We start from the raw sequence: 13,800 nt of genomic DNA, 5'->3' as shown, positions 1-13,800 counted from the left end.
GCCAAAAGCAGACATTCAGCGTTCTAGTACTTAGGGGCATTTGTGAAGCAGATTCTTCCGCATATCAGCGTTGGGTTAGACGACAGAGAGCGATGCATTGTCGTTGTTGAGGATTATGAACTTTTCGACTTCGTTGAAGACTTCCTTGGCGAGGAGTGCGATTTGTCGTACGAATATCGAATTAGCAGGGAGCGGCCCGGTGGAGAAATTATCACTATGTACTTCCCGCTCGGTGTCACTCCTGCAGTCGTTGACGCCAGCCTTTCAAGGCTCTCTACTGCAGAAATCGAGCGAATTTACAGGCTCAACAATTAGGTCTTTACCCAACTCCCGCAACGGCTGCTTTGGGTCGAAAGCAGACGCTACAGTTGGTCCACTGTCGGCCAGCAGCGAACATTCAAGTAAAAAGCCCTCTGGCTGCTCATCGCAGTTCATTTCCCGGCTCGTCACCCCTAACTGAAGGGCGACGGCCGCGAATCAACGGTCGCGCAACGCTGACCGGCATCCTTCTCGTCCCGAAGACTGGAATGCCCTGGAAACATCTGCCGCGTAAACTCGGCTGCAGCAGCGGCGTACGTGGTGGCGCTCGCTCATTTGCCAGCGGCGTCGAACGGTTTTGTCGGGCGTTCCAGGCGATTTGATAAACTGCCGCCTTTGGCGCGGTGGATCGCATCGCAACACATGACTATCCATGAGTGACACAGCGAGGCAGGGTTTCCTGCTGACGCGCCACTGGCGCGATATCGGCAACCCCGGCGACAACCCCGGCGGCAACCACGGCGACGATGGGAGCGGCGGCGTCGAGATCGAGTTCTGGCTTGCCACCGACGACGGTCCATGCCGCCTGCGCCTCCCGGCGGCGGAAGCGGTCGCCTTCGTCCCGGCCGAGCAGGAGGCTGCGGTGAGGAGTCTGTTGCAGCGGGAACGCGGTGTCGAACTGCGCCCACTGGCCTTGTGCGACTTCCGCGGGCGCCCTGTGCTTGGCCTGTACTGCCGCCACTACCGCCATCTGCTGCGGCTGGAGAAGCGCCTGCGCGAGCACGGGATCGACGTCTACGAGGCCGACATCCGTCCGCCCGAGCGCTACCTGATGGAGCGCTTCATCACGGCGCCGGTGGCGTTTGCGGGCACACCGGCCCCTGGCGATCCCGCGTTGCTGGAGGCCGCTCAGGTAAAACCGGCGCCCGGCTACCGCCCGCGGCTGCGCACCGTCTCGCTCGACATCGAGACCACCATGCAGGGCGAGTTGCGCTCGATCGGCCTGGAAGGCTGCGGCCAGCGCCAGGTGTACATGCTGGGGCCACCGAACGGCGATCCAACGGGGCTCGACTTCGAGCTGGAGTATTGCGACACGCGCCTGGCCCTGCTGGAGAAACTGGAAGCGTGGATGGCGCGCCACGATCCGGACGCCATCATCGGCTGGAGCGTGATCGGGTTCGACCTGCGCGTGCTGCAGGAGCACGCCGAACGCCTGCGGCATCCCTTGCGCATCGGGCGCGGCGGTACGTCGATGGAGTGGAGGATCAACGCAAATGCCAATCCCAAGGCCGGCACGGAGCGCGGGACGGAACGAGATTCGCGCTATTTCGCGGGCCTGCCGGGCCGGCTGGTCATCGACGGCATCGAGGCGCTGCGCTCGGCCACCTGGAGCTTTCCTTCGTTCAGCCTGGAGAACGTGGCGCAAACCCTGCTGGGCGAGGGCAAATCGATCGACGATCCCTACAACCGCATGGCCTCCATCGACCGCATGTTCGCGCAGGACAAGCCGGCCCTGGCGCGCTACAACCTGAAGGATTGCGAGCTGGTCACCCGCATCTTCGACAAGACCAACCTGATGGCCTTCCTGCTGGAGCGCGCCAGCGTCACCGGGCTGGCGGCCGACCGCAGCGGCGGTTCGGTCGCCGCGTTCGAGCACGCCTACATTCCGCTGATGCACCGCCTGGGCAGGGTGGCGCCCAACATCGGCGACGTGCCCGGTGCCGACAGCCCGGGCGGCTTCGTCATGGATTCGCGTTCGGGCCTCTACGATTCGGTGCTGGTGCTCGACTACAAAAGCCTCTACCCGTCGATCATCCGCACCTTCCTGATCGATCCGGTGGGGCTGGTGGCGGGGCTGGAAGAGCCTGAGCCCGACACCGTGCCGGGCTTTCGCGGCGCGCGCTTTTCGCGCACCCGGCACTGCCTGCCCGGCATCGTCACGCGCGTGTGGGAGGGCCGGGAGGCCGCCAAGCGCGCCGGGAACCAGCCGCTGTCGCAGGCGCTGAAGATCATCATGAACGCCATGTACGGCGTGCTCGGAACCACCGGCTGCCGCTTCTTCGATGCGCGGCTGGCGTCCTCGATCACCATGCGCGGCCACGAGATCATGCACCGCACACGCGAGCTGATCGAGGCGCGCGGCTACCAGGTCATCTATGGCGATACGGACTCGACTTTCGTGTGGCTCGGCGGGGCTGGTGCCAAAGCTTATGCCGACGTTGACGCGCTGCGCATCGGGCGCGAACTGGTCGAGCACGTCAATGGCTGGTGGCGCAAACACTTGCGCGAGGAGCTCGGGCTCGAGAGTGCGCTCGAGCTGGAGGTCGACACCCATTTCAGGCGCTTCCTGATGCCGACCGTGCGCGGCTCGGATGAAGGCAGCAAGAAGCGCTATGCCGGCCTGGCCGGCACGCCCGGCGGTGGCGAGGAGATCGTGTACAAGGGCCTGGAAACGGTGCGCACGGACTGGACGCCGCTGGCGCAGCAGTTCCAGCAGGGCCTGTACGGCCGCATCTTCCGGCGCGAACCCTACGAGGAGTACGTGCGCGACTACGTCGCGTGCACCCTGCGCGGGGACTTCGACGACCTGCTCGTCTACCGCAAGCGCCTGCGCCGGCCACTGCAGGAATACGAGCGCAACGTGCCGCCCCACGTGCGCGCCGCCCGCATCGCCGACGACTTCCATATCGCGCGAGGCCGGGGAGCGCAATACCGCAACGGCGGCTGGATCCGCTACCTGATGACGACCGCCGGGCCTGAACCGATGGAAGCCTGGATGGAAGAGAAGCGGTCGCCGATCGACTACGAACACTACCTGGTCAAGCAGCTGGAGCCCGTCGCCGACGGCATCCTGCCATTTGTCGGCGACAGTTTCGCGCGCCTTACCAGCCCGCAGGGCGCGTTGTTCTGACCCAATCCGGGATGTGCTGCACTGCGCCTTTAATTGTTACCGTCGATGGATGGCACCATCTTTTCCCGGTCGGCCTGCGCGCCGCGGTCTTGCAGCCGGCAAAGTGTTTAATTAGTTGCTCTAAATTCGAGGTTACAAAGGTTAATTTTTGAGTTGATAGATGGTGTTCGGCAAGTGTAGATTGGCTGACGCAATTGTTAACAGTCCCTACTGTTCATATATGCGCTGACCAGAGGTGAGGGACGGTGTCGATACTAAAAAACCAGGTGCAGCAAGGTACGCATGCCGATGCCCACACATGCTCCTAGCGCTGCCGGTTTCCAGACGCCCGCGACGCGCCTGCCGGCCGAGATCAGGATGGCCACGCCCGGGAGGTCCAGCGCATGAATCAGCCAGCCTGCGCTTTCATTGAGCAGCCTGGGATCGAGCAGGCCGGCGCGGTGCATATCGCCAAACAGGCCTAGGACGGCAGTTCCGCCAGCAAGGTACTTGGTCAAGGTCGGCAGGATGATGGCAGGGTCGATCGAGGCCGATTGCAGGAGCGGTGCAAGCACCCCCGTGATCTAGGAAAGTACGCTGAAATATTGCAGGATCGCGATAATGACTAAGGACAATACCAACATAGGTATGACGCTGACAGCAATCTTGAAGGCTTCACCGCCGGATCGGTTGATGATATCGAGAATACCGCTTCCCGTTTCGGTACCCGGAAGTGCCGGCAGGGGGCCGGCCGCGGCCTCGATTGTCGGCAGATCGCGTCCGAATACATAGTAGGCAGCGATCGACGCCACCAGGCCACCGATCAGGGAGAACAGCAGCGTGCTGCCGACCCGCAGGCCCATGGAGGCTGCTGGAAAGACGACGTTGGCCTGCGCCATCGCCATCACCATGCCGAGCGTGGCCGCCAGGTGCCGTTCCGATACGCCACGCCTGTCCATGACCGCAAGCGTGGCGACGGGCCCCGCGAATCCGACAAAATTGATCTGCAGCGCGGCCATGACGCTCAGTCCGGTCAGCCCGGCCGGCTTCAGGATCGGCGCCAGACGGGTCACAAACCAGTCCATGATGCCGCGCGACTCCAGCAGCCGCATCGTGAACAGCATGACCACCATGACCGGTAGCAGCACGAACAGCGCCAATTCGACCGCCGAGCGGCCTGCCTTGAATGCGATGTCGACTAATTCCATCGACAGGCCTGCGAACCGGTTACCACACCAGGACCCTTCCACGGCCGCGTACCCGCATCACGCCATCGGCGCCGGTGACCGAACCCGACATGTCGAGAAAGCTGCCGTTCCTGGAGTGCGGCTCCACCTTCTCCACTTCCCACGCCAGGGTTACCTGCTCATCTGCAAACACCGGCTTGAGAAGTTCCAGGGTGAAGCTTACGCCGACCACCTGGCTAGTCTTCGACAGGTGCGATGCCACCAGGCCCATCAACAATGCAGTCGTATGCGTGCCGCTCGCAATTGGTTTGCCGAACCGTGTATTGGCAGCGGCCTGCGGATCATGGTGCAACGGATTGCTGTCTCCTGCTGCATAAGCAAATGCGCTGACCTGGGCAGGATCAAAACAATGAATATGGGAAAATCGATAACCCACCTGCAGGTGCTCAGGCACCGCTGCTGATTCAGCACAATAAGTTGCAAGGCAAGGAAGTCCGGTCTCGTCAGTGTCGTGATGCATGAATGAAATCTTCCGATGACTTCTTTAAATAACTAGTACGGTTGGTGCTAACGTGCCGTCTGGCGCCTTGCGGACCATGACGCAGTAGGCAAGGGTGAGCGTCATGCAACGCCCCCGTAGCATGCGACATGGCCGTAATCAATGCGCCTGCGAAGCGTCTGCTCCGGGAATTGGCTCATCGATCTCATCTACCAGCAGACCCGCGATTTTCGTGATTGCGTCGCGACTGCCGGCATGCTCGCGCAGTTTGAATTTCTGGATTTTCCCGGTTGCCGTTTTCGGCAGCTCGCCGAAGACCACACTGCGGGGGCACTTGAAGTGGGCGAGCTGGTCGCGGCAGAACGCGATGATGTCGGATTCCGAAAGGTTCGCCGCGTCCGCCTTCACCTCGACGAAGGCACATGGCACCTCGCCCCATTTGTTATCGGGCTGCGCGACAACTGCCGCGTACAGCACCCCTGGCAAACGGTAAAGCACCTCTTCGACCTCGACAGAAGAGATGTTTTCTCCTCCCGAGATGATGATGTCCTTGGATCGATCGGTAATCTGGGCATACCCGTCCGGGTGCACGATCGCGATGTCGCCCGTATGGAACCAGCCGCCGGCGAATGCTTTCTCGGTCGCGCCGGGATTTTTCAGGTAGCCCATCATCACGGTATTTCCACGTACGACGATTTCGCCCGAGGCCTTGGAATTTGCGTCCACCGGTTCCAGTGTTTCCTCGTCAGCGACCCTCAAATGCTCAAGCGCAGCGGCGCGAACACCTTGCCGCGCCTTGCGGCGGGCCTGCTCGGCGATCGGGAGATCGTTCCACTCGTCGTGCCAGGCGCAGCTCACAGGTGTTCCCGAGATTTCGGTAATGCCAAAGACGTGCTCGACATCGAAACCCATTTTCCCCACGCTTTCCAATACTGAGGCAGGTGGGGGCGATCCGGCGGTGAGTATCCGCACAGGATGGGTCAACTGTGGCCGCTCTGCCGCCGGGCAGGCAGCCATTCCTGCCAGCACGATCGGTGCGGCGCAGAAGTGATCGACCCGATGCTCGGCGATCGCTGAAAAAACGTTTTCCGCGTTGACCTTCCGTAGGCATACATGGGTTCCGGCAGCAGCCGTAATTGCCCAGGTAAAGCACCAGCCATTCGCGTGGAACATGGGTAGTGTCCACAGGTAGACAGGGGAGCGCGGCAGTCCCCAGTTGGTCATCTGGAGAAGGCTCATGATGTGGGTGCCGCGGTGGCTTGCAACGACGCCTTTCGGATCGCCTGTCGTACCGGATGTGTAATTAAGCGCAATTGGCGTCCATTCGTCCGCAGGCCATCGTCCCGGGAACTCTGGGTCGCCCCCTGCGAGGAAGGATTCATAATCTGTGTCCCCGACAGGCTCGCCCGCTGGGGCCAGCACATCATTGATATCGATAACTCTTGGCGGATTTTCGAGGCCGGAAATGGCCTTCTCGACCACTTGAGCGAACTCGCGATCGACCAGCAGCAGCTTTGATTCGCCATGGCGCAGGATGAAGGCGATCCCGTCCGCGTCGAGCCGGCAGTTGAGCGCATTCAGAACGGCGCCCGAAAGCGGAACCCCAAAGTGTGCCTCCAGCATGGCGGGCGTATTCGGCGCAATGATCGAGACGGTATCGAGAGGCTTGATTCCGGCGTTGACTAGGGCCGATGCAAGCCGATAGCACCGCTCCTGCGTTTGCGCCCAGGTCTGCCGTACTGGGCCATGAATGACTGCTACGCGGTTGGGAAAAACATCAGCCGTACGATCCAGAAAATGGAGCGGGGTCAGAGGAACGTGATTTGCCGAGTTCTTCTGAAGGCCATGCGAATACGCTGCTGCACTCATTGTCTTGTCTCCTAATTATTAGTGTCGTGGAACGTGGTAAAACTCCCGACCGGTTCGCGCTCGGATACAAGCGTATTTTCGATCCGATCAAGGTCGGCATAGCCGAGACTCATGCCGCAAACGAGCATCTGGCTGTCGGGCACGCCGAGATGTTTGCTGATGATTTCGTGAAATTCGTTGAACGCTGCCTGCGGACACGTGTCGAGACCTCGCGCCTTTGCGGCAATCATGATGCTCTGCATGAACATGCCATAGTCGAGCAAGCTCCCACGGCCCAGCGAACGGTCTATGGTGAACATCAGTCCGACCGGAGCATCGAAAAAGCGGTAATTGCGGCCGTGTTGGGCGTGCATACGGGGTTTGTCGCCTTTTTCGATACGCAACAAGCTGTAGAGGTCCCACCCGACCTTGCGGCGCCGGTCGAGGTAGGGCGACTTCCAATGAACGGGATAATAATCGTAAGGCTCTTGGCGATCTGTTTTTGATTCCACATCGTCATGTGCCCGGATAATGGCGTCGCTGAGGTGTTCTTTCACTTTGCCTGTGACAACATGTACATGCCAAGGCTGGGTATTCACGCCTGAGGCGCTGAAACGGGCAACGTCCAGTATCGCTTCGATCTCGCTCCGGGGTACCTCCCGTGGCAAAAAGGCCCGGATCGAGCGTCTCGACATCAGCGCCCAGTCGACTGCGTCAATCAAGGTATCCGGGACGACGGATGGTGGGGCAACACGCCGATTGTTCGAATGGGTCATAGGTGAGTTGCAAGCCTAAAGAACGTCGGCGAACAAGTCGCTAACAGGTTAATAGAATCTATCTTCACATAAGAATAGTTCGCTGGTTTGAGAGTGTCAACCACATTGTTAGCGGTATTTGCATGATTGACACTGCCCTCGGGCGTAGGTAATTCTGGCAGGGTAAAATTGAGGGTCGATCAGGAGGAGATATAGTGGAAGAGGAAGCGCAAGACGTAGTGTTGCCCTTGGGCCGGAAGCCCCGGCTGCGGCATCGTGGTCCGGACAAATACCCGTTGATCCTGAACGCGGCGCGGAAATTGGTAGCGCAGTCGGGGTTTCGCGAAGTGCAGATGTCGGCTATCGCTAACGCTGCAGGCATTGCCATTGGGACACTTTACCGTTATTTCCCTGCGAGGATCGACCTGATGGCTGAGCTGGTTGCCCTGGTCGCTCAACATGAAGTCGACGTCGTCCAAGAAGTTGCAAACGCGCAGGGAAGTGCGTTGGAACGGCTCGGGGCCGCGGCCTGGACGTTTGCAAGCCGCGCGTTACGGGGACGGCGCATGGCGCATGCCCTGGTAGCCGAGCCGGTGGAACCTGAAATCGAAGCGGCCAGACTCCGGTATCACCGGGCGCTGGCCAAGGTATTCCACGGCATCATTGAACAAGGTATTGCTGCGGGGGAATTTCCTGCTCAGGACGCTCATGCATCGGCAGACTGTATCGTTGGGTGCCTGTTTGAAGGTCTGGTAAACCCGCTGACCAACGAACCTTCCGGGAACGACGCTGCTTTGACCCAACACGGGATCTTTATCATTGGCTTCTGTCTGCGTGGCGTGTCAGGCAAGCCAATCGACTTCGTACCCGCAGAAAAAGTAAAGGCCGCTTAAGGGCTCGGCGGCCCCGTGCATTGCAGATGTCAGCCAGTCCAAAATCGGACTGTCCTGATCGCTTCCAGCCGCGCTCCGCTACATGTACTGTCGACGCAGTGACCAGGCACAATGCGCGGCGGTGTTATTTCGTTGCCATTCGAATGGCACCGTCCAAGCGGATGACCTCGCCATTAAGATAACGATTAACCACAATGTGCTCTACCAGGGCGGCAAACTCTTCGGGCTTGCCCATACGTGATGGGAAAGGCACTGACTTGTTAAGTGCCTCCTGGACGTCGGCTGGCATCCCTAGCAGCATTGGGGTTTCCATGATGCCGGGCGCGATGGTCATCACCCGTATCCCGGAGCGGCTGAGTTCCCTCGCAATCGGAAGGGTCATCGCGACAATGCCGCCTTTCGAGGCGGAATAGGCAGCTTGCCCCAGTTGGCCATCGAATGCGGCTACCGATGCGGTGTTAATGATCACTCCGCGTTCACCTGCTTCATCAGGAGTCGAGCCGCTCATGATTTCGGCAGCCAGACGGATCATGTTGAAGCTACCGATCAGGTTGATGTTGATGGTGCGTGCGAAGGAGTCAAGCTTATGCGCGCCCTCGCGTCCCACGACTTTCTCTGCCGGAGCGATGCCTGCGCAATTGATCAGGCCTCGTAAGGTACCGATTTCGGTTGCGATCGCGAAAGCATTGCGTGCACTTTCGTCGCTGGTGACATCGGTTGGGACAAATTTCGCGTGTCGGCCTAGTTCAGTGGCAACCCTGGCACCGGCCTCTTCGTTAACATCGCATAGCACTACTTTGCCGCCACGATCGGAGATCAGGCGCGCGGTCGCAGCCCCCAGGCCCGATCCGCCGCCGGTCACGACGAACACATTATCTTTCACTTGCATTTCATACCTCGTTGTTGTGAACTGTGGTCGGCTAGCTACTGCATTTCGATTGCGACTGCCGTTGCTTCGCCCCCGCCCAGGCACAGGGTCGCAACGCCTTTTTTCAGGCCGCGCGCCTGCAAGGCGTGAAGGAGGGTGACAATGATGCGTGCTCCCGACGCACCGATTGGATGACCTAGTGCGCACGCCCCGCCGTTGACATTGACGATGTCGTGGCCGAGGTCGAGGTCATGCATCAGGGCCATGGGTACAACTGCGAATGCTTCGTTGACTTCCCATAGGTCCACGTCGTTTACTGACCAGCCGGCCTTCTGCAGCACCTTCTTGACTGCTCCGACAGGGGCGGTAGCGAACCAGTTCGGTTCTTGCGCGTGGACCGCGTGGGCGACGATTCGCGCCACTGGCCGGACATCCAGGGCGTCAGCACTGGCAGCGCGCATCATGACAAGGGCAGCTGCGCCGTCGCTGATACTGGAACTGCTGGCGGCGGTGATGGTGCCGTCCTTTCTGAATGCGGGTTTGAGCGAGGAAATGGCGTCCAGCTTGATCTTGCCTGGCGCTTCGTCAGTGGTAACTAACGTGTCGCCTGTACGGCCCTTCACAGTCACAGGCGCGATTTCGGCTGCAAACGCACCGGACTCCGTTGCCGCACAGGCTCGCTGCGCGCTCGTGATTGCGAACTTGTCTTGCTGCTCTCGAGTGAAGCCGTACCTGGCAGCGCAGTCTTCGCCAAATGTCCCCATCGAGCGACCGGTTTCGTAAGCATCCTCGAGGCCGTCGAGCATCATATGGTCGAAGATGGCGCTATGGCCTATGCGGTAACCGCCACGGGCCTTTTGCATGAGATAAGGCGCATTGGTCATGCTTTCCATTCCACCGGCAACGACGACGTCGGCCGAGCCGGCAATCAGCATGTCATGGCCGAACATCAGCGCGCGCATTCCGGAGCCGCACATTTTGCTCAGGGTGACGGCACCGGTACTGATGGGCAGACCGCCCTTGAAACTGGCTTGGCGAGCTGGCGCCTGTCCTTGGCCCGCCATAAGGCAGTTGCCAAACAGCACTTCGGTGACGGATACAGGCGCGATGCCTGCGCGCTCGACCGCGGCCTTGATCGCGATGCCGCCAAGATCGTGCGCAGTCAGCGATGAAAATGCGCCTTGGAAGCTGCCCATTGGGGTCCGTGCGCTCGAGACGATAACGATGGAATCTTGGGTCATAGAAATTCTCACGAATAATGAATTAAATGTTTTTCTCTGCAGTCGTAGTCCATTTCTGCAAAGGGAGGGGCGCTGGAAAACAGCCAGCGACCCTGGCTAGGCGAGCCCTGTTTAGTGCCGGGTGGCCAGACAGGAATCGCGCGCGCCGTACAACGCAGCCATTGGGAAACCCGACGGCTGCGTCATTCAGGCTGCCGCGGGGGCCGGAGCGGCGCCGGATGCCGCGAGCCGGTGGTTCACCATGATGACGGCGATCATTCCCAGCAAGCCTGCCAATGCAATGGCGATGAAGTTCTGCTCGAGCGGCAGGTCCAGCGCGACCACTGCACCGATCATAATTGGCGCCAAAATGCCGCCGGCACGGCCAACCCCTGAGGCGAAACCTACGCCTGTGGAGCGGATTGCAGCTGGATAGAAGGAAGCTGCGTAAGCGTATGCAACGAGCTGGGTACCAAGCGTCGAAGCGCCGACTACAAAGACAGTGAATGCCAGCAGCTCGGTCGATTTGATATAGCCCATCGCAGCCAGGGACAGTGCGCCAAGGGCATACAAGCAAACCAGGACGGTCTTGATGTTGAATTTATCCCCGAGCCAGGCGCCGCCGACAGCGCCCAGGATCGCGCCTGCATTAAAGACAAGTACGAAGTTGAGGGCAGACCCAAGACTATATCCGGCCATCGCCAGCAATTTCGTAAGCCATGAGCTGAGCGCGTAGACCATGAACAAACCGAAGAAAAACGCGATCCAGATCATCACCGTGCTGAAGCCGCGTTTGTCACGGAACAGCTCCAGGATAGGCGCTTTGCTGTGCTGGTCAGCGAAGGAAACCGCGAACTGTGCATCCTGTGGAATCGTCTGCCCAGGAGCGACGCGCTCTGCAATACGGCGCAGGTCAGCGGTACGGCCGTGCCGGATCAGGAACGGTACCGACTCGGGAAGCGCTTTGAGCATCGCAGGAATCAGCAGCAGCGGCAGGGCGGCGACGAAGAAGGTAGATTGCCATCCATAGTCAGCAATCAATTGCTTGCCAACAAGCGCGACGAGAATGCCACCGACCGCATACCCGGCGAACACAATTGCAACCAGGCGTGCCCGGATTGACGCGGGAGAGAACTCACCCATTTGGGCAGCTGCAACCGGGAGTACGCCACCGATGCCCAGGCCGGCAATAAAGCGCGTGATACTGAAGGTGATCGGGTCATGCGTCAATCCGGCGGCGGCAGTAAAGATGCTGAACAAACTGATGCATAAGACGAGCATCTTGCGCCTGCCGAGTTTGTCGGCAAGGGTGCCGAAGAACATCGCTCCGAGCATCATGCCGAACAGAGCGGAACTGGCCATGAAGCCAGCCGTTGTCGCGGTGACGCCCATTTCAGTCATGATCAGGGGCAGCGCGGCGCCAACCACGCCGAGATCGTAGCCGTCGAGCACGAGGATAATGAAGCACCAGAGCAGGATCGAGCGATGAAAGCCGTTGAACTTCGACTCATCGATCATTTTTTGAATGTTAACGTTACGCATAGGATTGCTCCTTTTGACAGCGATAAAAGAATGAAGAAGGTTTCGTTCTCTGCTACGGGGTTTTTTAGAAGGCGTGCCGTATCCCGGTCATGACACCGTTCTGTGCAAGGCCGGCACCAGCGGTGCCGCCGAGATCCAGCGCGACGGCCGAGCTGCCGTCGTTGTCCAGACGGCCGACAGATGCGTAGATCGCCGTACGTTTCGACATCGGATAGGTAATACGAGCGACGAGCAAGGTCACGTCATTCGCCGAATGCTTGAGGTCTCGCCTGGCAAGTTGTGCATCGAGGATCAAACCGTTGAGCGGGTGACTGGCACCCAGGTAGTACAGCGCCGACTCCGTGGTGCCTGCTGCTGCATGGAGCTCCCGGTCGATGACGCCGGCACCAATCCTGGTCGCCCCGAACATGACGAATCCGTTGACGGTCTTGTAGGTGTCGGTGTTTGCGCTACTGGCAAGACCGTTGCCTGCGCCTACATTTCCATGCAAGCGGTCATACGAAGCATTAATGCCGAATCGGGCCGTTTCGTAGCCCAGCAGACCGGTGTATTGGCGGCAGGCTTTCGCGTTCCCTGGAACTTCACCCGGACAATTCGTCGCCGCAGCTCCGCCGGCGGCGGAGCCGTCGCGCCCGAAGCTGTAGGTGGCGCCGACAGTGAATCCTGCAAAGTTACCCAAATAACCGATCGCATTGTCACTACGGGCATTGGGAAGGTAGAGATCGATGCTACTGATCGAGAACACCTGAGGACCGAGCACATCGGACTTGAGGGTCGCATAAGCGGTCATGTTGTTCTGCCGGCCCACCGTTAACGTGCCCCAAGCACCTTTTAGGCCTACGTTCGCACCGCGTCCGAACAACCGGTTGCCTTGTCCAGAAATGCCTGTATCGAGGCCAAAACCGCTTTCCAGCACAAAGAAAGCTTGCAGCCCTTTGCCAAGGTCTTCCGTGCCCCGAAAGCCAACCCGCGAGGGCAGGGTACCGGTTGCCGACGGGATCTTCGTCACCGATCGGCCCGCGTTGTCGGCGTTCGTGACATGCGCAATCGCGCTGTCGACAAGTCCGTACACCTGTACTGAAGTTTGTGCGGAAGCTTGGCACGCCAGAACGGCGGCACCAAGCGCAACCGCGCTCGTCATTCGTTTCATATGTCTCCTGATTTTTATAGGTAAGCCTGCCTGTTCCGGCAAACATTCGCGTGGCTGCTCAAGACCACTGACGAGATAGATTGGGTTCAACGTCACGTATGATTACCGCGGTGCTAACGATTTACTAGAATCTATCTTCAGTTAAGACTAGTAGTTTGCCGTGACGCTGTCAACACACTTATTCGAGCCGCGCCAGTAATTGCCGCCTATGCAACAGACATGCTTTGACCGCTTAGGTTGAACTCATCAGTCCCCACATGTACGCGCAGTCGAGACCGGACGAAAACCAACATTTCTTAGTGTAAAGAGTTGATATGTTCTGAATCGGCTGAGGTTCAGCGTAGGTCTTCTGTCGGCCGATTGCGGACACTCGTTAAACACCGATAAGCAAATGTCCTAGGTTCTGGCATGTCCAAAGACAGCAATGAAACTCGCCCCATCCGAACGAACCACATACTTGGCCCGGCAGTTGTAGGAATTATGGTCGGTGCCTTTTCTGCATTTTGCGTTGTCGCCTTTGATAGTGACCATGGCGTCACAATTCCGGTATGGCAAAGGGTACTTCGCACGGTGCTGGGCTTTTCAGCGGCTTTCCAGTCGCATTCGGACCGTTCGGATTGCTGCCCATACTGGTCGGACGTGTGATGCAGAGAAACCGAAGCAGCTGGCTATTGAACGGCTGCTTTGGGT

Annotated in this window: 12 protein-coding genes; 3 read left to right on the top strand and 9 right to left on the bottom strand. The window is 59.4% G+C overall.

The annotated features are described in order from the left end of the window. Positions 1–42 precede the first annotated feature (42 nt). Both ACWCIA_RS22670 and ACWCIA_RS22665 read left to right on the top strand, forming a co-directional pair. Complete coding sequence (locus tag ACWCIA_RS22670; RefSeq protein ID WP_454166748.1) at positions 43–315, top strand: hypothetical protein; 273 nt, start codon at positions 43–45, stop codon at positions 313–315. 376 nt (positions 316–691) lie between these two features. After that, positions 692–3,169, top strand: coding sequence for a DNA polymerase II (locus ACWCIA_RS22665; protein WP_454166747.1), 2,478 nt, complete (start codon positions 692–694; stop codon positions 3,167–3,169). A gap of 254 nt (positions 3,170–3,423) precedes the next feature. Here ACWCIA_RS22665 and ACWCIA_RS22660 read toward each other — a convergent pair whose 3' ends face one another. The 5 genes from ACWCIA_RS22660 to ACWCIA_RS22640 all read right to left on the bottom strand — a co-directional run bounded on the left by ACWCIA_RS22660 (position 3,424) and on the right by ACWCIA_RS22640 (position 7,458). Continuing rightward, positions 3,424–3,723: a hypothetical protein gene (locus ACWCIA_RS22660; RefSeq protein WP_454166746.1), complete on the bottom strand. Its 300-nt coding sequence runs from the start codon at positions 3,721–3,723 to the stop codon at positions 3,424–3,426. A gap of 9 nt (positions 3,724–3,732) precedes the next feature. Then, positions 3,733–4,356: a hypothetical protein gene (locus ACWCIA_RS22655; RefSeq protein WP_454166745.1), complete on the bottom strand. Its 624-nt coding sequence runs from the start codon at positions 4,354–4,356 to the stop codon at positions 3,733–3,735. Between the two features lie 19 nt (positions 4,357–4,375). Then, on the bottom strand, positions 4,376–4,855 hold the full coding sequence (locus ACWCIA_RS22650) for a MaoC family dehydratase (RefSeq protein WP_454166744.1): 480 nt from the start codon (positions 4,853–4,855) through the stop codon (positions 4,376–4,378). A gap of 138 nt (positions 4,856–4,993) precedes the next feature. Beyond that, positions 4,994–6,703: an AMP-binding protein gene (locus ACWCIA_RS22645; RefSeq protein ID WP_454166743.1), complete on the bottom strand. Its 1,710-nt coding sequence runs from the start codon at positions 6,701–6,703 to the stop codon at positions 4,994–4,996. 11 nt (positions 6,704–6,714) lie between these two features. After that, positions 6,715–7,458, bottom strand: coding sequence for a nitroreductase (locus ACWCIA_RS22640; protein WP_454166742.1), 744 nt, complete (start codon positions 7,456–7,458; stop codon positions 6,715–6,717). A 194-nt stretch (positions 7,459–7,652) separates the two neighbouring features. Here ACWCIA_RS22640 and ACWCIA_RS22635 point away from each other — a divergent pair, with 194 nt between their 5' ends. Continuing rightward, on the top strand, positions 7,653–8,330 hold the full coding sequence (locus ACWCIA_RS22635; RefSeq protein WP_454166741.1) for a TetR/AcrR family transcriptional regulator: 678 nt from the start codon (positions 7,653–7,655) through the stop codon (positions 8,328–8,330). A gap of 124 nt (positions 8,331–8,454) precedes the next feature. On the opposite strand, the gene ACWCIA_RS22630 is transcribed toward ACWCIA_RS22635, so the two are convergent. The 4 genes from ACWCIA_RS22630 to ACWCIA_RS22615 form a co-directional block, all read right to left on the bottom strand. Beyond that, positions 8,455–9,219: a 3-hydroxyacyl-CoA dehydrogenase gene (locus ACWCIA_RS22630; RefSeq protein ID WP_454166740.1), complete on the bottom strand. Its 765-nt coding sequence runs from the start codon at positions 9,217–9,219 to the stop codon at positions 8,455–8,457. A 35-nt stretch (positions 9,220–9,254) separates the two neighbouring features. Then, entirely contained in the window at positions 9,255–10,439 is a 1,185-nt protein-coding gene (locus ACWCIA_RS22625) for an acetyl-CoA C-acyltransferase (protein WP_454166739.1), read from the bottom strand. A 186-nt stretch (positions 10,440–10,625) separates the two neighbouring features. Beyond that, positions 10,626–11,960: an MFS transporter gene (locus tag ACWCIA_RS22620; protein ID WP_454166738.1), complete on the bottom strand. Its 1,335-nt coding sequence runs from the start codon at positions 11,958–11,960 to the stop codon at positions 10,626–10,628. Positions 11,961–12,024: 64 nt separating this feature from the next. Then, the gene (locus tag ACWCIA_RS22615) at positions 12,025–13,110 is read right to left on the bottom strand and encodes a porin (RefSeq protein ID WP_454166737.1); all 1,086 of its coding nucleotides are present in this window, start codon (positions 13,108–13,110) and stop codon (positions 12,025–12,027) included. Positions 13,111–13,800: the final 690 nt, after the last annotated feature.

It is taken from the genome of Massilia sp. SYSU DXS3249 (genome assembly GCF_053668055.1).
The sequence above is the reverse complement of the archived record's forward strand: the minus strand, read 5'-3'. Positions and strand labels throughout refer to the sequence as shown.

What these genes read in the sequence shown, in the direction of transcription:
- ACWCIA_RS22665 (WP_454166747.1), top strand. Translation starts at nt 692, where the DNA reads ATGAGTGACACAGCGAGGCAGGGTTTCCTGCTGACGCGCCACTGGCGC.
- ACWCIA_RS22655 (WP_454166745.1), bottom strand. Translation starts at nt 4,356, where the DNA reads ATGGAATTAGTCGACATCGCATTCAAGGCAGGCCGCTCGGCGGTCGAA.
- ACWCIA_RS22650 (WP_454166744.1), bottom strand. Translation starts at nt 4,855, where the DNA reads ATGCATCACGACACTGACGAGACCGGACTTCCTTGCCTTGCAACTTAT.
- ACWCIA_RS22645 (WP_454166743.1), bottom strand. Translation starts at nt 6,703, where the DNA reads ATGAGTGCAGCAGCGTATTCGCATGGCCTTCAGAAGAACTCGGCAAAT.
- ACWCIA_RS22640 (WP_454166742.1), bottom strand. Translation starts at nt 7,458, where the DNA reads ATGACCCATTCGAACAATCGGCGTGTTGCCCCACCATCCGTCGTCCCG.
- ACWCIA_RS22630 (WP_454166740.1), bottom strand. Translation starts at nt 9,219, where the DNA reads ATGCAAGTGAAAGATAATGTGTTCGTCGTGACCGGCGGCGGATCGGGC.
- ACWCIA_RS22625 (WP_454166739.1), bottom strand. Translation starts at nt 10,439, where the DNA reads ATGACCCAAGATTCCATCGTTATCGTCTCGAGCGCACGGACCCCAATG.
- ACWCIA_RS22620 (WP_454166738.1), bottom strand. Translation starts at nt 11,960, where the DNA reads ATGCGTAACGTTAACATTCAAAAAATGATCGATGAGTCGAAGTTCAAC.
- ACWCIA_RS22615 (WP_454166737.1), bottom strand. Translation starts at nt 13,110, where the DNA reads ATGAAACGAATGACGAGCGCGGTTGCGCTTGGTGCCGCCGTTCTGGCG.